This window comes from Aquisalimonas asiatica (genome assembly GCF_900110585.1).
In the GTDB taxonomy this organism is placed as follows: domain Bacteria; phylum Pseudomonadota; class Gammaproteobacteria; order Nitrococcales; family Aquisalimonadaceae; genus Aquisalimonas; species Aquisalimonas asiatica.
Genome location: NZ_FOEG01000004.1, coordinates 89,264 through 109,670, shown reverse-complemented (window position 1 = coordinate 109,670; position 20,407 = coordinate 89,264). Strand labels below are relative to the sequence as shown.

At 67.0% G+C, this 20,407-nt stretch carries 15 protein-coding genes and 1 riboswitch; of the genes, 6 read left to right on the top strand and 9 right to left on the bottom strand.

The window, feature by feature from the left end:
- Positions 1-378 precede the first annotated feature (378 nt).
- The 9 genes from BMZ02_RS10345 to BMZ02_RS10305 all read right to left on the bottom strand — a co-directional run bounded on the left by BMZ02_RS10345 (position 379) and on the right by BMZ02_RS10305 (position 10,328).
- The gene (locus BMZ02_RS10345) at positions 379-744 is read right to left on the bottom strand and encodes a hypothetical protein (protein WP_139209196.1); all 366 of its coding nucleotides are present in this window, start codon (positions 742-744) and stop codon (positions 379-381) included.
- A 197-nt stretch (positions 745-941) separates the two neighbouring features.
- Positions 942-1,259 (bottom strand): hypothetical protein, encoded by a 318-nt coding sequence (locus BMZ02_RS10340; protein ID WP_091643232.1) that lies wholly within the window; start codon positions 1,257-1,259, stop codon positions 942-944.
- Positions 1,260-1,411: 152 nt separating this feature from the next.
- Positions 1,412-2,308 carry a CPBP family intramembrane glutamic endopeptidase gene (locus tag BMZ02_RS10335; protein WP_091643229.1) on the bottom strand — a complete coding sequence of 299 codons (897 nt, stop codon included), beginning with the start codon at positions 2,306-2,308 and terminating at the stop codon, positions 1,412-1,414.
- 14 nt (positions 2,309-2,322) lie between these two features.
- On the bottom strand, positions 2,323-3,765 hold the full coding sequence (locus tag BMZ02_RS10330) for a PepSY-associated TM helix domain-containing protein (RefSeq protein ID WP_091643226.1): 1,443 nt from the start codon (positions 3,763-3,765) through the stop codon (positions 2,323-2,325).
- A 5-nt stretch (positions 3,766-3,770) separates the two neighbouring features.
- Entirely contained in the window at positions 3,771-5,912 is a 2,142-nt protein-coding gene (locus tag BMZ02_RS10325) for a TonB-dependent receptor (protein ID WP_091643223.1), read from the bottom strand.
- A 50-nt stretch (positions 5,913-5,962) separates the two neighbouring features.
- Positions 5,963-8,005 carry a TonB-dependent receptor plug domain-containing protein gene (locus BMZ02_RS10320; RefSeq protein WP_091643220.1) on the bottom strand — a complete coding sequence of 681 codons (2,043 nt, stop codon included), beginning with the start codon at positions 8,003-8,005 and terminating at the stop codon, positions 5,963-5,965.
- Positions 8,006-8,071: 66 nt separating this feature from the next.
- Entirely contained in the window at positions 8,072-8,434 is a 363-nt protein-coding gene (locus tag BMZ02_RS10315; RefSeq protein WP_091643218.1) for a DUF3325 domain-containing protein, read from the bottom strand.
- Positions 8,431-9,984 (bottom strand): PepSY-associated TM helix domain-containing protein, encoded by a 1,554-nt coding sequence (locus BMZ02_RS10310; protein WP_216110807.1) that lies wholly within the window; start codon positions 9,982-9,984, stop codon positions 8,431-8,433. Before BMZ02_RS10310 ends, BMZ02_RS10315 begins: the two co-directional genes overlap by 4 nt.
- Before the next feature lie 20 nt (positions 9,985-10,004).
- Positions 10,005-10,328: a hypothetical protein gene (locus BMZ02_RS10305; protein WP_091643213.1), complete on the bottom strand. Its 324-nt coding sequence runs from the start codon at positions 10,326-10,328 to the stop codon at positions 10,005-10,007.
- Between the two features lie 207 nt (positions 10,329-10,535).
- Positions 10,536-10,770, bottom strand: a riboswitch (cobalamin riboswitch).
- A gap of 162 nt (positions 10,771-10,932) precedes the next feature.
- On the opposite strand from BMZ02_RS10305, the gene ubiD reads away from it, so the two are divergent.
- The 6 genes from ubiD to BMZ02_RS10275 all read left to right on the top strand — a co-directional run bounded on the left by ubiD (position 10,933) and on the right by BMZ02_RS10275 (position 20,367).
- Positions 10,933-12,399: a 4-hydroxy-3-polyprenylbenzoate decarboxylase gene (gene ubiD / locus BMZ02_RS10300; RefSeq protein WP_091644038.1), complete on the top strand. Its 1,467-nt coding sequence runs from the start codon at positions 10,933-10,935 to the stop codon at positions 12,397-12,399.
- 52 nt (positions 12,400-12,451) lie between these two features.
- Positions 12,452-12,862, top strand: coding sequence for a DUF2946 family protein (locus tag BMZ02_RS10295; protein WP_091643210.1), 411 nt, complete (start codon positions 12,452-12,454; stop codon positions 12,860-12,862).
- Positions 12,863-12,928: 66 nt separating this feature from the next.
- Positions 12,929-14,932, top strand: coding sequence for a TonB-dependent receptor family protein (locus BMZ02_RS10290; RefSeq protein ID WP_091643208.1), 2,004 nt, complete (start codon positions 12,929-12,931; stop codon positions 14,930-14,932).
- Entirely contained in the window at positions 14,920-16,095 is a 1,176-nt protein-coding gene (locus tag BMZ02_RS10285) for an exo-alpha-sialidase (protein ID WP_091643205.1), read from the top strand. The genes BMZ02_RS10290 and BMZ02_RS10285 overlap by 13 nt, the downstream gene beginning before the upstream one ends.
- A gap of 140 nt (positions 16,096-16,235) precedes the next feature.
- Positions 16,236-17,297 carry a CDP-6-deoxy-delta-3,4-glucoseen reductase gene (locus tag BMZ02_RS10280; protein ID WP_091643202.1) on the top strand — a complete coding sequence of 354 codons (1,062 nt, stop codon included), beginning with the start codon at positions 16,236-16,238 and terminating at the stop codon, positions 17,295-17,297.
- A gap of 112 nt (positions 17,298-17,409) precedes the next feature.
- Positions 17,410-20,367, top strand: a complete 2,958-nt coding sequence (locus BMZ02_RS10275; RefSeq protein WP_091643200.1) for a PAS domain S-box protein — start codon at positions 17,410-17,412, stop codon at positions 20,365-20,367.
- Positions 20,368-20,407: the final 40 nt, after the last annotated feature.

Genomic DNA, 20,407 nt, shown 5'->3' with positions numbered 1-20,407 from the left:
CGTTGCGAGTGGCGCTACCAGCTGATTAACCAGACTTGATAACCGATTGATGGTTACCCGACGCGACATAGGCCGGACCCACGCCGTAAGCGCGCCAGTACCGTCCCCAATAGACTGAAATAACGGATCGGCCCGACTGGGCTCGTTCACTGAACGCACGGTATATGACCGGCTGTATCAACGACCGTGAAAGCAAACACAAAAATGGAATGGCAAAAAAAAGAGCTCCGCGAGGGCGTTGTCGGTATGTTCACCGGCCGAGCCCATCAATGGGTGTTCGCCTTCGCTCCCGGCATGATCGTATCGGCTGCCAAACGGGTGATCCGGGGCGAGGCGAGGACCGGCCCGCGGCATTGGCATCGGGCCGGCCTGGTTGGATTACGGGCGCATGGCCGACAGCAGGCGTTCAGCCAGTTGCTGGTCGAGCTCCCCACCAATCTTGATGCCGCCATCCCGGTCCGTGTGCAGCATGAAGATGGAGCTGTACCGGCCACTTTCACGGAGCAGCACGTAGGCCCTTGATTGGCCGTTTTCGTAGACGCGCACGGTGGCGTTCCGGTCCACGTCCATCACCTCTCGGGCCAGGTCGTGCTCCTCGCCACCATTGCTCTGGCGGAGCAGCTCGAACGTTTCCGAGACGCTCTTCCCCAGGTGTTCATGCAGCCCCCCGGTCAGCATCCGGTCATCTAGTCGGGAGAATGTGAGATCGGTGGTCTGCTCTCCGTCATGGAGCTGCATGGTCACCGTTGGGCTCGGGAGGTTGCTGTGTTCGAGTCGGCGGATATCTGACCGCTCAAAGCACATCTCGACTTCGGCGAACGCAAGCCAGTAATCACTGTCACTGCATTCGGTGGACGGCCACGACTCGGCCGGTGGTGTAGCCTGTGCGAGGGGATGGATTGCCAGCGCGCAGAGTACAAGAAGCGTCCGGACTGTCCTTGTCACAGGATCCCCCTCCCTGCCATATCAAGCTTACGGTCCCACTTATGGATCACCGCCCTAGCACAGGTGAGGGATTGGCTCGCTCTCAGGCGATCTATCGTGCTCCTCGCGAAATTCCGAGCGATCCAAGAGATGGTGGCTCGTCCGCCAGTTGGCCGGGGGATCCAGGAAAACGCGTCTGAACAGCCGCGTATTTCCTCGAGCATCTTGCCCAAAACCCGGGCGACCTGCTCATTGACCTCACCGGAATACCTCTTGTGGATTCCTGCGCCTTTGTACAAAGCGTTGATGACATCAACGACGGCTTCTTTGCCCATTAGTCTCTCCTTCCATAGAGGGGGGATCATCCTTGGCGGGCCCTTCTGGCACCGTTCAATGCAGAAACTACCCAAAAGAACGGTGGTTGCCAACAAGGCTTTTCGGAGCCAACCCCAAGCCTCGCTGGCTTCGTCTGTACTCGTAGGATGTTTCACCCCGTAAACAACGGCGCCGCGTTCAATGCCACCAGCGGCGGCCCGATCCATAGCAGTGGCCCCCAGCGGACGGGGCCGCCGCTGTGGCGGCCGGGCCAGTGGCCAATGCGCAGTGCCAGGGCCAGGAGGGCGGCGCCGAGGAGCAGGGCCGATCCACCGGCCTGCAGGAGGGCCGCAGTGTCCGCGGCGGCGTCCGAGGTCTCGGCCGGGGCCACGTCCATGGACGCCGCCAGCAGAAAGAGCCCGAATGTGGCGCCGTTGTGCAGGGCGTGGATGATCACGCCCGTCCACACACTACCGGTGAGCCACACGGCTATCCCCAGGAGCACGCCGAAGGCGACGTAGACGGGCACCAGCTGTGGCAGGCCGTGGAGCCAGGCGAACACGGTGGCGGAGATGGCGATGGCGGCGGGCACGCCCCAGCGCCGGCCCACCTGGTATTGCAGGCGCCCGCGCACCAGCAACTCTTCGATGAGGGGGGCGGCGAGGAGGAGCAGGATCAACAGCATCCAGAGGCCGCCGGGTTCGCCCATAACCCCTTCCAGCACCGGCACCCACACCTGCTCCGGCTCGGCGAGGGCCGTGTACAGGGCGATGCTGCCGTAGTTGAGCACGGGGATGGCGATCAGCAGCAGGATGAAGCCGCCGGCGCTGGCGCGAGGGGGGCCGAGGCGGTAGATCGACCAGCGTTCGGCAAAGCCCTTCTCCCACGGGCGCAGCAGGGCGACGATGAACACCACCAGCGCCAGGGCCATGAGGGCGGGCCGCCCGGCTGCCGGCAAGCCGTCCAGGCGTAGCGGCCACTGGGTCAACAGCGAGCCCGCCACGGCCAGCAGGGCACACCAGAGCGTCAGGGTCAGCGGCTCCACGTGCCGCCAGGGAATCGCCCGCATGGACAGGTCTCACCTCAGTGTCGTCGTTTCACCCGGACGCGGCCCACAAGCCGCTTCCACCCGATCACCGCGCCGGTCAGGCTGAACGCCAGCCCTGCCAGGGACAGGCCCAGCACCACCACGTCCCACAGCGGCCGGCGCTCCCACAGCACCGGGAAGTCCAGGCTGTGGAGGCCATTGTACAGCCAGCGCCGCCAGCGTCCGCTGTGATCGATGCGGGACTCAATGGCGGCCGTCTCCGGGTTGATGTAGAGGGTGGTGCCTGCGGCGTCGTCGTAACGCAGGCGAAGCATGGGCAGCGGCCGGTCGTTGCGGCGGGCGTAGTAGTAGTGGTCGTAGTCCGTGAGCAGGGTGGACTCGGTGATGCTGCCGTCATTGACCAGCTCTTCGGCGCGGGCAATCAGGGCGTCGGCGTCGGGCTCGAAGGGGCTGCCGTCGGCCCGACGCACGCGGCTGGTATCGGCGCCGTGGAGGTGGACGAGCGCGGCGCCGGCCTGGCGATCCCATTCCAGCTCACGCACGCCATCGGGCGCTGCGGCGAGCAGAGCGGCCGGTGAGACGGCGGCCTCGGTGATCAGGGGACCGTCCGCCCATGCGTTGGTCTGCCCTGCATCCGGGGCCGGTGAGGTGAACACGCGCCCCGGGTTCATGGAGAGCAGGCCGCTCACCATGAAGGTGAACACGAACGCCACGCAGGCGATGCCGAGAATGTGGTGCCAGCGGTGCCAGCCCCGGTACGGCGTCATGCGGCCGCCCTTGTACCGCCGCCGGACGCGCAGCCGCCAGATGCCCACCAGGGTGCCGGTGATGATCAGGGCAATGGCCGGGACGCACAGCCAGATAACGACCTGCCGCCACAGCTCCGGGTGCTGGCGGAGCTGCCACGGGTAGATCCAGTGCACCACGGCACCCACCCAGTTCCAGCCCCGCTCGAAGCGCGTGGTGGCCTGCACCACCTCGCCGGTGCTCGACGACAGATACAGCCAGGATCCGGCATCGTCCTCCATGCGGGCGCGCACCAGGGGGCGATGGGCGTTGAGACGGCCCGAGACCGTCCACTGGTCCACCTCCACGGGCTCCAGCGCGGCCACGCCGGCGCCGGCATGACGGCGTGCGGCGGCAGGGACGTCCATATCGTCCAGTTTCAGGGGCTCGCCGGTGGCGGCATCCACACTAAGCCACTCGCCGCCCTGCCGGAGGTGATACGCGGGCCGGCCCGGCGCGGCGTTGAGACGCAGGGCGTCCACGTCGCCGTAGCGTTCCATCACGGCTGCGGGCGATGCCAGCTCGGCGTCGGCCTCCAGGGTAGGCAACCCGGCCAGACGGGCCTCGTCGTCCAGCGAGGGGTAGCCCACGTACATGAGCACGATGCCGGATGCGAACCACATGGTGATGAGCAGGCACAGGGCGATGCCCAGGTAGCGGTGCCAGAGGTAGATGTGCCGCTTCACCGACATGCCAGTCAGAACGACGCGCTGAGCTCGAGCTCGAAAGAGCGCCCGCCACCGACAAAGTACTGATCCCCGAACCACGCCTGGGTGTAGTAGCGCTCGTCGGTGACGTTCCGCGCGCGGGCGGTGACCTCCCAGTTGTCGTCCAGCGCATAGCTGCTTGAGAGATTCAGCAGTGTATACGACGGGATCTGCAGGGTGTTGTCGTTGTTCGCCTGCTGTTCGCCCACGTAGCGGACATGGGCCCGGGCCGTGGCCCGCTGGGTGACCGTCCAGGTGGCCCAGAGATTGCCCAGCTGCTCCGGCACGCCGGCTGGCGTGTTCCCGCCGAGGTCGTCGTCATCGCGGAACTCCGCGCTCAGCACACTGGCATTGGCTTCCAGGGCCAGGCGTTCAACGGGCTCCCAGTAGCCACTCACCTCCACCCCCTGAGAGACGCGCCGGCCGACCTGGCGCTGGCGCTGCGGATCATCCGGAACCGGGTCACTGGCAAACCGGTTGCGCTTCTCGATGTCGAACGCGGTCACCTGCCACTGCCATGTACCATCAACCGCGCGACCGCGGACGCCCCCTTCGAACCCCGTGGAACGCTGCAGGTCTGTATCCAGGCTGTCAGCAGAAGGGGAATTCGTGCTGAAGGTGAACTGGGAGCCGGTTGTGGCCTGGCCGAACAGGGACAGGGTCGGTGTCGCTTCCCATACGAAACCGAGCCGGCCCTCCTCCGTGGTGAACGTGTCCTTTTCGCTACCATCCCGGTTCACTTCAAACTTGATCCAGTCACCGCGGACACCGCTGACCAGGCTGAGGCCACCGCCGAGCAACAGGCGGTTCTCCGCGAAAAGGGCCACCTGATTCCTGTCCGTGCGCCCACCCTCGGCGCGTGCATCGAGGCCCAGATCTCTCACGCTCCCGGTATCGGCGGGGTTTCTCGGATCATCCACGACCCGATCAAGGCCAACACCGTCGCTACCGTTTTCGAAGCGTTCACGGATCAACTGGAGGCCTACGACTGTTCGTGCATCCCGGCCGAAGAGGTGGTGGTCAATCAGGGCGTCCGAGCGGTTGGCAAGGAAGGTCTGATCGTGGAAGACCTCCAGCGCGAATGTCTGCTTGAGTTCGTCGTCCTCTGTGATCTCGAACCCCTCCACGTTCAACCAATCGCGTTCGCCCTCGTAGGCCTGGAAGCGGTTGCGCAGTTGCACCGAGTCGCTGGCGAAGTAGTTGGCATCCAGAGTCAGTCGGAACTCTTCTCCCTCGATGTAGGCGTCCCGGGCGTTAGGGTTTCTGCGGCGAAGATCGCTCGACGGCTCTCCCTTCTCGGGGTCCACCGGCACCCCCGAGTAGGGAGGCAGCGAATCGTTGATGTAGACGAGATTGCCCTCGAGCACGAGGCGGTCAGAGGCGTCGTAGCGGAGACCGGCGCTGATGGTATCCCGGTGCATGTCCGCGTTATCCATGTACCCGTCGCTGGTCTGGCGCTCGCCGTCGATACGGAAGCTCAGCCCGTCCACGTTCGTCGGTCCGCCGCGGCCTGCGGCCACTCGGCTACTGTTGAATGAACCCGCGGACATGAGAATATCAGTCTCCGTTACCTCTGGGTTCGGTCGACGCGGTACGAAGTTCACGGCTCCGACAATTGATCCCTCTCCGTGGAGCACGGAGGCCGGTCCGCTAATGGTCTCGATGCGGTCATAGATCCAGGTGCCTTGAGGCCGAGATGTCATGTTAGGCCGGCCGACACTGATGCCGTCATAGAGAATCGCCACCTCGCTGAATCCGCGTGCATTCAAACCAGACAAATTGCCGAGGGTGTTGGCATCGCTGAATCCGACCGCCCCCGTCACTGCCTCAGTGGTCGTGCGATCACCGCGTTCCTGCATGCGTGTCTGGTCAATCACGTCGACTTGTCCCGGCGTCTCATCTACTGAAAGCCCCAGGCGGGAGCCGATGTCGCTCTGGCTATCCAAGCGCAGACCGGATGGAGCACTGAGCACCTCTATGGGGGCCAGGTGAACATGGGCCTCGGCGTGAAGAACGGGTGACGCAACCACCGCCACGGCACCAGGCAGAAGCGGGACCACGGCGAGCAGCGAGGCCGGTAACACCGTGCGCGTCCGGTCACGCTCTGCGGCAACTTCCTGGGTCAGGATCATGTCTTGTTTTCTCCTTATTCGGCCTCCGGGAACGGGGCCATGGGCGAAGTTCAGAAGTTCTGGCTATAGGTCAAGGTGACGTTCCGCGGCGCGGCGTACTGGTCATAGCGCCGCAGTTCTCCGCCGATCTCGGTCTCGTCGATAGCAACGGGCACGTCCGTATCGAAGACGTTCTCGACGCGAACGCCCAGGCGCTGGTCGTGCCGTTCGTCGAAGAACTGGAAAGCGGAGGCATCGACGCGCATGCGACCACCGTAGTTCTGGCGGCCGCCGGCTTCGTCCGAGAGGGTGTCGTAGACCGGGCCGGTGTAGACGCCACTCAGCCGTGCCCCACGTTGCGCCTGCGCGGCGTCCCAGCCAAGCTGTGCCCGGGCGAAGAAGCGGGGAATGTCGTCGAGCTGTTCCTGATCGGGGTCGTTGTCCATGTACGCTTCCACGTAGGTGGCATTGAAACGAACCGACCATTGCGGAAGCGGGCGAACCGCAAACTGCCCTTCGACGCCGCGTGTGATGGTGGGGTCGTCGACGTTGAACACGCGCAGTACATCGTCGCCCTCCTCTTCGTCGTCGATCCGGTCGGTGATTTCCCGCCAGAATGCGCTGACGGACCAGCTCGCCGGCACATCGAGGCCGGGTACGGCCCGGCCTTCCAGGCCAATATTGCCGCCGATGGAGGACTCCGGGTCGAGGTCCGAGGCGCCAACCACGTCTCGCTCGGCGTCAACCGTGTCCACGGCGCGCGGCACCTGGAAGGCAGTGCCGGCAGTGGCCCGCACGTCGACGTTCGACGTCATACGGTGGCGAACCATCAACTGCCAGATGGCCGCGCTGTCGGTGCGGTCATTGTGGTTGTATCTGGCCCCGACGGAGACATCGGTGCGCGGCAGAAAGGCGATATCCGGGCGATACTGAACAAACGGGTCCAGCGAGGTCTCGGGATCGTACCCAGGGTTGGAGAGTGTCGCATCGCCGAGGTTGTACCCCTCGTGACGACTTGCTTCGGCACCGACCGTCCAGTGGCCGGCGAGGGCCGGGAAATCTGTCATGCCGTGGAGGCCGTAATCGCGGGACAGGTTGCCTCCCCGGGTGTAGACGGCGTCGCCGTTGTCCAGGTCCACTTCGCGGCGATCACCCTCCTGTTCATTCCAGAAGGCACGCAATGACATGGACCGCGCGGAGTCCACCTGACGTTCCCACTGAAGCATCGCGATGTCCTGCTGCGTCCGCCGGTCGTTGACCAGCTGCTCGGAGGGGTCGCCGAAACCGGTGGGCAGGCCGTCCTCACGCAGCTCATTGCGCTGGACGTGGAGGTCAATTCGCTCACTGTCACTCAGGTCGTAGCGATACTTGAAGCCGAGGTTCTGCAGGCTGCCCTCATAAGCGTTCGGCGCGCCCTCGGGAAATTCGAGTCTATCGCTGTCGAACGGCTCATTGATCCCGCGATTCTGGGAACCGAACACCTGGAAGCGGTGGTCACCAACGTCAAGGTTCGCGTGGCCGCCGAGGTTGAGTTCCTCCTGACTGCGCTCTCCCAGTGAACGGCCGGCCTCCCCCATGAATTCACCCTGTTCGGCGTAGTCGAAGTCCTTGGTGACGAAGTTGATCACACCGACCATGGCGTTGCTGCCGTAGAACAGGGATTGTCCGTCCTTGAGCACCTCGATCCGCTCAATGTGCTGGGGGTTGATGTTGAGATGAGTGCCGAAGAAGGTGCGCGGTTCGATGCGTACACCGTCGAGCAGCATGACGAACTCCCGCTCGTCTCCCCCTAGCAGGGAAATACTGCCGGCGCCGGCGCGTCCGCCCGCCTGCGGTTGCACGTAGACACCCGGCGCCAGCACCTCCAGCGCCTGTGTCAGCGTGGTGGCGCCGGTCTCGCGTATGTCCTCGGCGGTGATGATATCGACGCTGGCGCCCCGGTCGCCCAGAGTCCCGGCCAGGTCGCGCTGAGACGTCGCCTGCCCGGCGGCCGTGACTCCGATCGCCTCAAGTTGTGTGACGTCACCGGCAACGGCCTGCTGACACAACCCGATACCACCGGTCAGTGTGACCGCCAATACCAGGCGTCCCCCTCTCGCTGAATGCATACTCATGGCTTCCTTGAGCTCCCTTTCTTATCGAATCGCCGCCAATGGCGGTCAGTGATTGCCCTCAATGGGTCAGGCCCCGGCGAGTGCCCGCCGCGCCTGGTCTGCAAGTGGAACGGCAACGGCGAACATGACGGCGAAAACGGCGTAGAGCGGCAGGCGCCGAGGGGCCAGATCCAGTGTCCCGGCGACCGCCAGCGCCCCCGCAGTCAGGGTTGCAATGGCAGTGACACTGCCCACTCCTGCACCCCAGTGGTGCAAGCTGCCCAACACAAGGACGGCGACTACACTCCATCCAGCCACGGCGCATGCCTTGCGCAGCCGCTGATCACCGACGTGCCCACGAACCTGGCGGTGGTGGCGGGCAATGCCGAGCGCCAGTGCGGACAGGCCGGCGTAGGCGAGCGCCAGAGCTGACAGGCCGGCTCCGATCATTTCCCGCCCCCTTGCACGCCGCCCCGCATTCCGCCACGACGACGTGCCGAAGCTGCGGCGTTGTCAGCGGCCCTTCTGCGGCTCCTGATCAGCAGCCCTGCAAGCAAGGCGGAGAATGCAAGCGCGGTGCCGTCCACTCCGGCGAGAACCCAGTTGCCACCCGCCAGGGCACGGCCAAGGTGGATGTCGGTGGTCAGGAAATTGACCATCGGCAGAAGGGCAGCCAGCACCGCCCCTGCGCCGATTTGCTCAACCCAGGCTCTGCCCGGTGGTCGGGCGGCGGCATGGGCAAAAGCAGCCGCCCACACGATGAACATCGCATGGACCTCCCAGTCGGCACGGCCGTCCAGGCCCACGGGAAGCAAACGGTTCGCCAGAAAGTAGGAAAGGACACCGATCGGTAACCCGGCGACTACGGCCACATTGAGCCGCTCGACCAGCGCAACCCCAGTGGCGGCGCGCCGTTGCTGTCGCCGCTTGGTCGTCCACAGGACCAGACCCGTTGCGACCATCGCGGCACCGGCGAATCCACAAAGGACGTACAACCAGCGCAGAATGGGCTGTGCGAAGCGCCCTTCGTGCAAGCCGACCAGAACGTCGCGCACGCCGTGAGCCGCGCTTACGGGAGGGGTGTGATGATCGACCAGTTCGCCGCTGACACCATCGAAGACCAGCTGCTCACGCGTCCGGAGCGGGCGCTCGGTATGCCGCGCGACAGCCACCCTCGCCTCGGCATCGCCAGGGTTCTGGATGGTGATGCGACCCACGGAGTCATCACCCCATCGGGATTCGGCCTGTTGCACCAGCGGTGCGATCTCGGCCAGCGTGGCTTGCTCACCGGCGGCGCTGATGTGCCGGACGCTCTCCGAGCGCTCCGAGAAGAACGCCTGCCGCCCGTCGGCGCCGCTGCCGTATCCCGCCGCGACAACCACCGACATGTAGGTCACGCCGAGCAGCACAAGCCCGGAGTAGGTGATCATCAAGTGAAAAGGCAGCGCCAGAACACCTGCCAGCGTGTGCGCGTCCAGCCAGGTCCGCAGCCCCTTGCCCGTGCGCAGGGTGAAGGCGTCCCGAAACAGGTGGCGATGGATGACAACGCCGGCAAGGAGCACCACCAGCATTGCCAGGGCGGCGGCGCCAACGATCCAGGAGGCGGCTGTTCTGGGCAAATAGGCCAGTTGGTAGTGCATCCGGTAGAGCGTGCTGCCACCCGCCGTCTCCCTGTAGTCGGCGGGCTCTCCCGTCTCGGCATGCAGGATCTCGGTCTCGCGACCGGGGTCGGCCCCACTCCACGCGACCTGCAGGTCGGGGTTCTCCCTGTGGCCCGGAGGTGTGATCGTCCAGCGCTCGGCATCCGGAGCGACCTCAAGGAGACGGCGGACTCCTGTATCCGCCGCACTCGCAGCATCCACAGTCACCGCAGCAACCGGGCGCTCGGGCGTCATCCACTGGTCGATTTCGACGGCGAAGTAGCCGAGCGTACCGGTGACGAAAACAAAGTAGAGAATCCAGCCGACGCAGACACCGGCCCATGTATGGAGCCACGCCATGCTCTCGCGGAACGCGCCCGTCAAACCGCACCTCCAGCCGCCAGGGCAGAGGCGCCCACCTGGACGAGCACCAGCAATGCGACCGGCACGAGAATCCCGACCGCGGCGATGGCAGGAGTACGAGCGGCGAACGCCCAGAGCACGGCGCCCGCGTAGGGGAGGAAACTCAGGGAGATGGCGAGGTCCACGGCCTCGGCCCGGGGAAGAGTCAACCCGTTCACCATGGCAGTGGCGAAACTGACGGCGAGCAGATACCCGCCAAGGACAGCCACGGCGACGCGCGCCACGATCGCCATTGCGCGGGTCACCGGGACGCGGCTCGGCTGTTTGCGGTCAGACGCCATGGCGACGTGATCCTCCCTGAAACGCGGTGGCATGCACACGGCGAGGGAGATATCGCGACGAGGAGGTCCGACGGTTGAGCTCAGCAACACACCGGGAACCTGCGCGGGCCACGCGCCACCGGGATGACCTGGAGAACGTGAAACCTCTCGCCAGCGGCGCCCCTCGCACCTCCGGACGGTGACCACTGCCGTGGGACAACACCACAGGCAGGGCCTGACTCTCGGGCCGGTCTCCGGACTCGCGTGTGGATGCCGCAGCATCCGAGCGGACCGCCTTCCCATGGCATCAGCCACAGTGGCGGGGATGGTCCGCTGCAACACGCTCACCGTTGCGGGGGCAGTCCCGGACTTGGCACGGGGCGCGTTGCCCATGCCTCACCGGGTTCCCGTTTCACCTTCCCGGCCGGAACGGCCTGAAGGCACCCGAGAGCGAAACGACAAAGCTACTGCCCCTTGCTGGCAGGGTCAACCGGCCCGAAGATCGTATGTGTAACGTTATAACATTGCTATCAACATGCCGTCCCATCCGCCCCCGGTTTCGTGCGATGATCCCCGCACACGACCGCACGGACACCAGCCAACGGGAGCCTTGACCATGGCCAGCCTGCAGTACCGGGATCTGCGCGATTTCATGGACCGCCTGGAGCGGGACGGGGAGCTCAAGCGCATCTCCGCGCCGGTAGACCCGAACCTGGAGATGACCGAGATCTGCGACCGCACCCTGCGCAAGGGCGGGCCGGCGCTGTTGTTCGAGAACCCGGTGGGGTCGGACATCCCCGTGCTGGGCAACCTGTTCGGCACGCCATATCGCGTGGCGCTGGGCATGGGCGCGGACGGCACCGAAGCCCTGCGCGAAATCGGCAAGCTGCTGGCCTTTCTCAAGGAGCCCGACCCGCCCAAGGGCATGAAAGACGCCTGGAAGCAGCTGCCGATCTTCAAGCAGGTGCTGAACATGGGGCCGAAGACGGTGCGGCGGCCGGAGTGCCAGGAGCACGTGATCGAGGGCGACGATGTCGACCTCTCCCGCCTGCCCATCTGGACGTGCTGGCCCGGCGACGCGGGCCCGTTGATCACCTGGGCGCTGGTGGTCACCCGCGGCCCGCACAAGGAGCGGCAGAATCTGGGCATCTACCGCCAGCAGGTGATCGGCCGCAATCGGGTGATCATGCGCTGGCTCGGCCACCGCGGCGGCGCGCTGGATTTCCAGGAATGGCAGCAGGAGCACCCCGGCGAGCCGTTCCCCATTGCGGTGGCCCTGGGGGCCGACCCCGCGACGATCCTGGGCGCCGTCACCCCCGTGCCGGACACCCTCTCCGAGTACGCCTTCGCCGGGCTGCTGCGGGGGAGCAAGACCGAGCTGGGCAAATGCATCGGTTCCGACCTGCAGGTGCCCGCTTCGGCGGAGATCGTGCTTGAAGGCCACATTTACCCGGACGATTGGGCGGATGAAGGCCCGTTCGGCGATCACACCGGCTACTACAACGAGGTGGACCGCTTCCCGGTATTCACCATCGAGCGCATCACCCACCGCAGCAACCCGGTCTATCACAGCACCTACACGGGCCGGCCGCCGGATGAGCCGGCGGTGCTCGGGGTGGCACTGAACGAGGTGTTCGTGCCGATCCTGCAGAAACAGTTCCCGGAGATCGTGGATTTCTACCTGCCGCCGGAAGGCTGCTCTTATCGCATGGCGGTGGTGACCATGAAGAAGCAGTACCCGGGCCACGCCAAGCGCGTGATGCTGGGGGTGTGGTCGTTCCTGCGGCAGTTCATGTACACCAAGTTCGTCATCGTCACGGATGACGACGTCAACGCCCGGGACTGGAACGACGTGATCTGGGCCATGACCACGCGCATGGACCCGCAGCGCGACAGCACGTTCATCGACAACTCGCCCATCGACTACCTGGACTTCGCCTCGCCGGTCTCCGGGCTCGGCTCGAAGATCGGCTTCGACGCCACCAACAAGTGGAAAGGCGAGACCAACCGCGAGTGGGGCCGGCCCATCACCATGGACCCGGAGATCAAGCGCCGGGTGGACGAGCGCTGGGACGAGCTGGGCATCGACTGATGCCCGAGTTACACTTGCAGTTCACCCAGCCCTAAAGGCGACGGCGCCACCCATGACGGGACAACCGCACCGACGGAAGCGGACGTGGTTCGGCATCGCCGCACTGTTGCTGGCGGCGCTGGCGGTTGCCGCAATGCCCCTGGCGCATGCCGCCCACGGCCTCGACCACGAGGCCCATGCCGCCGACGCCGCTGATCATCACCACCACGAACACGATCACGCCCAGCACGACGGCGCCGACTGCGACGAATCGGACCCGGCGCACCTGCTCCATGAGCTGATGGAGTGCGACTGCCTGCTCTGCAAGGCCGGGCAGGCGTCCGCGATACTCCCCGACCCACTCTCCGCCCGCCTGGCGGCCGCCGTGGTGGCGCGCCTGCCCGTGGCACCACGGGCCGAGACACGCTCAGACCACGCCCTGCGCCCACCCACGCGCGCCCCACCTGCATTGAACGCGAGCTGACCAACCGAATTGTCAGCGGCACCGCGCCCTGCGTGCGCGGCGCCCGCCCAATGCAGGAGATCAAGCATGGCCTTGCAACAACCCGGGCCCTTCGGGGCCGTAGGGGTGTTCGCCGTGATGCTGTCGAGCGCAGCACACGGTGAAGACGCCGTTCGTCTGGATCCGGTGACCGTCACCGGCCAGTTTCCGGCGAGCACCCTGCCCGTGGCCGACGAGACGGCCGCCGAGCTGGAGCGCATTCCCGGCGGCACCTCGCTGGTGGATCTGGACACAGTGCGCGAGGGGCGCACCGCCAACCTGGAGGACGCCCTGGGCACGACGCCGGGCGTCTACGCCCGCAGCCGCTTCGGCCAGGATGAGACGCGCCTGTCCATTCGCGGCTCCGGCCTCACCCAGACCTTCAACAACCGCGGCGTCCGGCTGCTACGCGACGGCCTGCCGGTGACGGAGGCCGACGGCAACACCCGCAACCAGCTCATGGACCCACTCACCGCCGACCATATGGCCGTCTACCGGGGCGCCAACGCCATGGGCTACGGCGCCGCCACCCTGGGCGGCGCCATCAACATGGTCTCGCCCACCGGCTACAACAGCGATCCGCTCAGCCTGCGCGCCGAGACCGGCAGCTTCGGCTACCGTCGTCTGCAGGCCAAGGGCGCCACGATCGGCGAGCGCACCGACGCGGTGGGCACCGTCACCGGCTCGTGGCAGGACGGCTTTCGCGACAACAGCCGCCAGCGGGCCATCCGCGGCTACGGCAACGTGGGCTTCCAGCACGACGACCGCAGCCAGACCCGGCTGCACGTGGAGGCCCAGGATCACCAGCTGGAACTGCCCGGCTCCCTGACCCGGGATCAGCTGCGAAATGACCGGCGTCAGGCCAACCCGCAGTTCGAGGACGCCAACGCCGCCCGCGATCTGCAGCTGGGGCGCGTCACCGCGCACCACCAGCGCCAGTTGAGCGATACGGACCAGCTCGACCTGGGCGCCTTCGTCCAGGACCTGCGCATGGAACACCCCATGCCGTTCTTCGATCTGGACACCACCCGGCAGGACGCGGGCGTCAGCGCCCGGCACGTGATCGAGTCCGGGGCCAACCGCTTCACCTGGGGCACGCTCGCGGTCACCGGCCGGGAGCGGGCGGACGACCGCGATGACGACACCCGTGACCGCTCCACGGCCAGCACCGTGGAGCTCTTCGCCGACAACCACTACGCCGTTACCGACGCCACCACCCTGATCGGCAGCGCCCAGCTCGCCTGGGCCCGGCGCGAGGTGGACGTCACCCGCGGCGACGACCCGGACGGCAGCCGCAACTACCGCTCGGTGAGCCCGCGCATCGGCGTGCTCCACGACCTGCCCGGCGATGTGCAGCTGTTCGGCAACCTCAGCCGCAGCACCGAGGCACCGGTGACGGGCGAACTCGTTGGCAATGATGGCGAGCTGCTGGATCAACAGACCGCCGACACCCTGGAGCTGGGCCTGCGCCGCAGCGGTGTGCGCTGGTCCGGCGAGGCGGCGGTCTACCACGCGCGTCTGCGTGACGAAATCCTGCTGTTCGAAGACCCTGACAACCCCTTCGACTCGGCCACCCGCAACGCCGATCGCACCATTCACCAGGGCGTCGAGCTGGGGTTGGGGCATCGGCAGGGTCTGACTGAAACGCTCACCCTGGAGACCAATCTCACTTACACCTACAACGACTTCCGCTTCGACGGCGACAGCGACTGGGGCGACAACCGTCTGCCCGGCATTCCCCGCCACATGGCGCGGCTGGATGTGCGTGCCCGCCACGCCAGCGGTGCCTACGCGGGCCCGGTGGTCGAGGCCGCCAGCAGCTACCCGGTGGACTTCGCCAATAACGAGGACGCCGACAGCTTCGTCATCTGGGGCCTGCGCGCCGGCTACCGCAGCCCCGAGGGCTGGCGGGTGTTCGTGGACGGCCGCAACCTGGGCGATCGCACCTATGCGGCCAACACCGGCATCGTGGACTCCGCGGATGCCACCAGCACCGTCTACAACCCCGGCGCGCCGCGCTCGGTCTACGGAGGTGTGGAATGGACGTGGTAATCCGCTACCTGACCGGCGTTACCGCTGCCGCCCTGCTGACAGCCTGCGGCAGCAATGAGCCGGAACCCGAGAGCACGCTGTTCGACGCCGACGGCGACGTGGTCAGCCTGGGCGTCACCGCCGATGCTGACCGGGTGCACGTCGTCTGGGTCGAGCGCAACAGCGATGACGGCGTCGGCGCCTTCCACGCCATCAGTGATGACGGCGGCCTGGAGTGGACCGAGCCGGTGGCCATCGACACCGACCAGCCGCCCCCGGATCGTGTCCACCGCAGCAACGACCTGCGCATCGCTGCCGACGGCGACCGTCTGCTTGTGGTCTGGCAGACCGTGGGCGACGGCTTCGCGGACAGCGGCCCCATGGTCATGGCCCGCTCGGACGACGGCGGCGCCCACTGGCAGCCAGCGGCCACACCGGTGGCGGATGACGACACCGACAGCCACGGCTTCTTCGCCCTGTCCCGGGCACCGGACAGCGCCTTCCACCTGGCGTGGCTGGACAGCCGCGACGGCCAGCAGGGCGTGCATCACGCGCGCAGCGACGACGGTGGCCGCTCCTGGTCGGCCGTCACCACGGCCAACAGCGCCACCTGCCAGTGCTGCTGGAACAGCCTGGCCCACCCCGGTGACGAGACGGTGCTCATGTATCGCGGGCTTGATCCCCGCGACATGGCCGTGGCGTCCATGGGCAACGGTGACGACGACTGGAGCGCCAGCGAGCCCGTGGGGCGGTTCGACTGGTTCGTGGATGCCTGCCCCCACGTGGGCGGCGGGCTCGCCACCGACGACAACGGCGCACTCCACGCCCTGGTGTGGACCGGCGCCGAAGCCCATTCGGGTGTCCACCACCTCCGGCGCGGGAGCGGCGGCGCGTGGTCCGAGCCAGAGCAGCTGGGGCGCACGGCAGCCCGGGCCGCGGACCTGGTAGCCACCACGGACGGCGGCCTGCTGGCGGCATGGGATCACGGCTCCGCGGATCACGGCATCGGCGTGGCGCATTACCAGGACGGCGCCTGGAGCAACCCCGCCACCCTGGGCGGCGACGCCCGGCGCCCGGGGTTTCCGCTGGTGACCGCCACCGATGACACCGCCCAGGTCTTCTGGACCGAGCGCCGGGAAGACGGCACACGCACCTGGCGGGCAACCCGCCTGCCGCCGCGTTAACCGGAGGAAACGGGAACGCGGGAACTCAGCGGGGGCCATCGGCGTCCGAACCCTTGCCGGGACCGGACATACGGTGCCGGCAAGGCGTTTGCGCTCGTTCCGCATTGCGTCACAATAGTGTGACGAGGCAGGAAGACGACATGAGTTACACCGTTACCATCGAACCAACCGGCCACACCTTCACCGTGGAGCCGGAGCAGTCCATCCTCGACGCGGCGCTGCGCCACGGGCTGGTCATACCGTACAGCTGCCGCAGTGGCACCTGCTGCACCTGCATGGGCAAGGTCGTCGAAGGGGCCGTCACCTACCCCGGCGGACAACCGCCGGAGAGCCTGGATGACAAGGAGCTGGCCGTGGGGCAGGCCCTGTTCTGCATGGCCCGCCCGGCGAGTGACCTGGCGATCGAGGTGCGGGAGGTGCGCGAGGCGGCCGACATCCCGCCGCGCAAGATGCGCTGCCGGGTCGCGCACATGGAACGGCTGTCGCGGGACGTCATGGGCCTGCAGCTGAAACTGCCGGACAGTGAACGCCTGGCCTTTCTCCCGGGCCAGTACCTGGACATCCTCCTGCGCGACGGGCGCCGGCGCAGTTACTCCCTGGCGAATGCCCCCCACGACGACGACCTGCTCGCGTTGCAGGTCCGCCATATCGAAGGCGGTGAGTTCAGCGAGCAGGTCTTCCACGCCATGCAGGAAAAGGCACTATTGCGTATCGAAGGGCCTTACGGCACCTTTCACATCCGCGAGGAGGACGACCGACCGATCCTCATGATTGCCGGCAGCACCGGCATCGCGCCGCTGTTGAGCATGCTGGCCCACATGATCCACACGGGGGACCAGCGGCCGGTCCACTTGTTCTGGGGTGTGCGTTCGCGGCAGGATCTGTACATGGACGACACGCTACAGGCCTGGGAGCGAGCGCACGGCCCGTTACAATACACGCCGTGCCTGTCCGAGCCGCAGCCCGAAGACGCCTGGGATGGCCGCATCGGACTGGTGCACAATATGCTCTTGCAGGACTATCCTGACCTGAGCAGGCATGCGGTCTACATGAGCGGGCCGCCCGCCATGATCGCGGCGGCACAAAGGGATTTCGCCCGTCACGGCGTCGAGGAACAGCACTTCTTCCGTGACGCATTCGAGTTCGCGGCCGATTCGCGGCCCGACCTGACCGCCTCCGTGGCGGCCGACACCGACAGCTGACAGCAGGGAAGGGCCCGCGGGGCCGCTAATCCATGGACAGGATCAAACCGAATCAGTGCGTGCTCCAGCCACACCAGGGGATGGCTCCGTCCGCTCCGGGGAGCCAGCGACGATGAACGATCAACTCCGAGACCATCACGGCGCGCGGCCGTCCACAGGCCCTGCGCATCGGCGGCGTTGGCGCCCCGGACGCGCATTCTGGGTGGGCGTCATCGGGCTGTGCCTGACCATCGCCGGCACGGCCGCCCTGATTGCCCAGGACGCGCAGCACCGGGCGGAGATCTTCCGTGAGCATGCGGAACAGACCCTGGATACCTTCAGCCACTCGATCGAGCGCCACCTGGAGCGGGCACACAACCTGGGGGCGCTCATCGAGGCGGGGGCGGAGATCGACCCCGAACGCTACCAGGACACGCGGCGCCCCACCACCGATAACGGCCTCAAGTTCCTTGCGTGGATGGAGCCCGAGAGCGACAGCGACGAGCTCCGCATCATTCCGCTGATCGCCAGCTCCGGCGGCGGCGTGGTGGCTCACCGCGTCCTGCGCGCGGAGCCGGCCGACGACCTGTCCCATCTGCGCACCCTGGAGACGGCGATCGAGCGTGGCGCCATGACCGGCACCCAGGGGGTGGTGCTCTTCCACGCCAACGGCGAGCCGGTCCCCGGGTTCATCGCCTTCAACCCCGTACGTCGGGACGGTGAACAAGCGGGGGTGGTGGCGCTGGCCATCCGCCTCGACCGCGCCGCCGGCAACGCCCGGCGGGACTACCCGGTGGCGCTGCACGTATTTCAGCGGGCAGAGGATGGCTCGGCGCTGCTGCTGCACGGGCCGGGCGGGAACGACGGCGTGGCCGAGCACACCCGCCCGGAGCAGCTTGAGGATGGCCGCCACGAGCGCAGAAACCTCGACGTGGCGGGGCGCCAGTGGACGGTCTATGCCACGCCAGTGGACGCCACCGCCGGCGGCTGGATTCCGGCGCATGCACTGATGCTGCTGATCGCCGGCATCGGGCTCAGCGGTCTCGCGGCGCGGCTCGTAAGCCGGGAAAACCACCTCCGTCAGCTGGTCTCCGGGCAACTCCAGGGCAGCGAACAGCGCTCCTCCAGCCTGCGGCAGGAGCTGACGGTCGCGCGGAACACCCTCTCGCGCGAGGCCGCCACCCTTCAGGAAACCGAACACTACAAGCGCTTCATGGCGGCGCGGGCGTCCGAGCTGTTCGCGCGGCTGGCGCCGGACGGGACCATTCTCGAACTGTCGGCCTCCTGGGAGACGCTGCTGGGTCAAGCCCCGGACACCATGATCGGCCGGCCGCTGGGGCAGTTCGTCAACGAGGACCAGCACCAGGAGCTGAACCGCGCCATCGACGCGCCCCGACTCAATGGCGATCCGGTCACGGCCACCTATCCGCTGCGCGACGCCGGCGGCGCCCTGCACTGGATGGAGGCGAGCCATCTGCGGCTACCGCCCGCCCGCCAGGACACCGCCGGCAACCTGCTGCTGGCTGCGCGGCCGTCCGGCAAGGCGCCCCCGGCACCAAGCCCGCAACCCGGCCATTGGCTGCCCTACGAGACCATCTTCCAGAAAGCCGCCGTGGGCATGGCGGTGTTCGACCACCGCACGGGTGACTGCCTCTACGTGAACCAGGCCCTCTGCGATCTGGTCGGCTATGCGCAGAACGAACTGCTGGAGATGGGCTACCGGGATCTGACCCACCCCGCCGACCAGCACGCCACCCGGGAGCAACTGGACCAGATCGGCGCTGCGTCCCAGGACACGTTCCAGGTGGAAAAACGCTACCTGCACAAGACCGGGCGTGTGATCTGGGTGCTGGTCACGGGCAGCCTGATCCGCGACGACCAGGGGCAGATCACCTGCGTGGCGAGCCAGATCCGGGATATCTCCGAACAGAAAGCGGTGGAGCACGCCCTGGAGCAGATCAACCGCCGCCATGACCTCATCCTCAACGCCGCCGCCGAGGCGATCTTCGGCCTCGACACCAACGGTCGGGTCGTGTTCGCCAACAGCGCCGCCTGCCTGCTGCTGAGCCGGGAGTCCGCCACCATCGAGGGCCAGGTCCTGTTCGATCTCCTGGACGCGGGTCTCTACGACGACACCGAGGTCTGGCCGATCCATGCCTGCATGGAAGAGCGCCAGGTGCGGCAGGATGACTCCGCCCTGTTCCGGCGTGGCGATGGCTCCGTCTTCGTTGCGGACTACACCGCCGCCCCCATCGTCGACAACGACCGGGTCACCGGCGCCGTGGTGGTCATGACCGATGCCTCCGAGCGCCAGGAGGGCGAAGCCCGCTTCCGCAGCGCTTTCGACGACGTCGCGGTGGGCATGGCGCTGATCCGCACCGACGGCCGGTTCCTGCGCGCCAATGACGCCCTGTGCCAGCTCACCGGGTACGAGCAGGACGCGCTGCTGGCGATGCCCTCCGCGGAACTGCTCCACCCCGACGATCGCGAGGCAAACTATCGCGCCAACAAGCGTATCCTCGAGGGTCAACGTCCATCGGCCCCACTGGAGCAGCGTTTGTGCCACCGGGATGGCGGCATCGCCTGGGCGCTGACCAGCACATCGGTGGTCCGTGACCCGGACGGCCAGCCGCGATACCTCCTCAAACAGGCGCAGGACATCACGCCCCGCAAGGTCGCCGAGGCGGCGCTGCGGGCCAGTGAGCGCCGGTTCCGCGGCGTGTTTGACGAGGCCGCCGTTGCCATGGCGCTGCTGTCCGGGCCCCAGGCGCGGGTGCAGCGCACCAACGAGGCGCTGCGGGCATTGCTGGGGTGCAGCGTGGATGCGCTGGATGACCAGCCGGTGCTGGAGTTGATCCACCCTGATGATCGCGCGGAGCTGGAGTGCCGCCTGGCTGGCGCGAGTGCGACGGATGGCTCGGCGTGCAGCGTCCGGCTGAAGGGCTGTACCGGCAACCCCGTCCCGGTCCACGTCCAGGTCTCCATGATCGGCCAGGACAACGGCGGCCACGCCACCGACCCGCTGCAGCTGGTGCAGATCCTGCGCCACGACAACCGCCACGAGGCCTCCCGGCCCCTCGGCGGCGACTGATACAGCCGCTATACTGCGCCCTTGCATGTGTGGGAGTGGT

Bases quoted from the DNA above. Each gene is read 5' to 3' on its own strand.
- BMZ02_RS10325 (WP_091643223.1), bottom strand. From the start codon at position 5,912: ATGATCCTGACCCAGGAAGTTGCCGCAGAGCGTGACCGGACGCGCACG.
- BMZ02_RS10295 (WP_091643210.1), top strand. From the start codon at position 12,452: ATGACGGGACAACCGCACCGACGGAAGCGGACGTGGTTCGGCATCGCC.
- BMZ02_RS10330 (WP_091643226.1), bottom strand. From the start codon at position 3,765: ATGTCGGTGAAGCGGCACATCTACCTCTGGCACCGCTACCTGGGCATC.
- BMZ02_RS10320 (WP_091643220.1), bottom strand. From the start codon at position 8,005: ATGAGTATGCATTCAGCGAGAGGGGGACGCCTGGTATTGGCGGTCACA.
- BMZ02_RS10340 (WP_091643232.1), bottom strand. From the start codon at position 1,259: ATGGGCAAAGAAGCCGTCGTTGATGTCATCAACGCTTTGTACAAAGGC.
- BMZ02_RS10310 (WP_216110807.1), bottom strand. From the start codon at position 9,984: ATGGCGTGGCTCCATACATGGGCCGGTGTCTGCGTCGGCTGGATTCTC.
- BMZ02_RS10335 (WP_091643229.1), bottom strand. From the start codon at position 2,308: ATGCGGGCGATTCCCTGGCGGCACGTGGAGCCGCTGACCCTGACGCTC.
- BMZ02_RS10305 (WP_091643213.1), bottom strand. From the start codon at position 10,328: ATGGCGTCTGACCGCAAACAGCCGAGCCGCGTCCCGGTGACCCGCGCA.
- BMZ02_RS10315 (WP_091643218.1), bottom strand. From the start codon at position 8,434: ATGATCGGAGCCGGCCTGTCAGCTCTGGCGCTCGCCTACGCCGGCCTG.
- BMZ02_RS10290 (WP_091643208.1), top strand. From the start codon at position 12,929: ATGGCCTTGCAACAACCCGGGCCCTTCGGGGCCGTAGGGGTGTTCGCC.
- BMZ02_RS10285 (WP_091643205.1), top strand. From the start codon at position 14,920: ATGGACGTGGTAATCCGCTACCTGACCGGCGTTACCGCTGCCGCCCTG.
- BMZ02_RS10280 (WP_091643202.1), top strand. From the start codon at position 16,236: ATGAGTTACACCGTTACCATCGAACCAACCGGCCACACCTTCACCGTG.
- BMZ02_RS10275 (WP_091643200.1), top strand. From the start codon at position 17,410: ATGAACGATCAACTCCGAGACCATCACGGCGCGCGGCCGTCCACAGGC.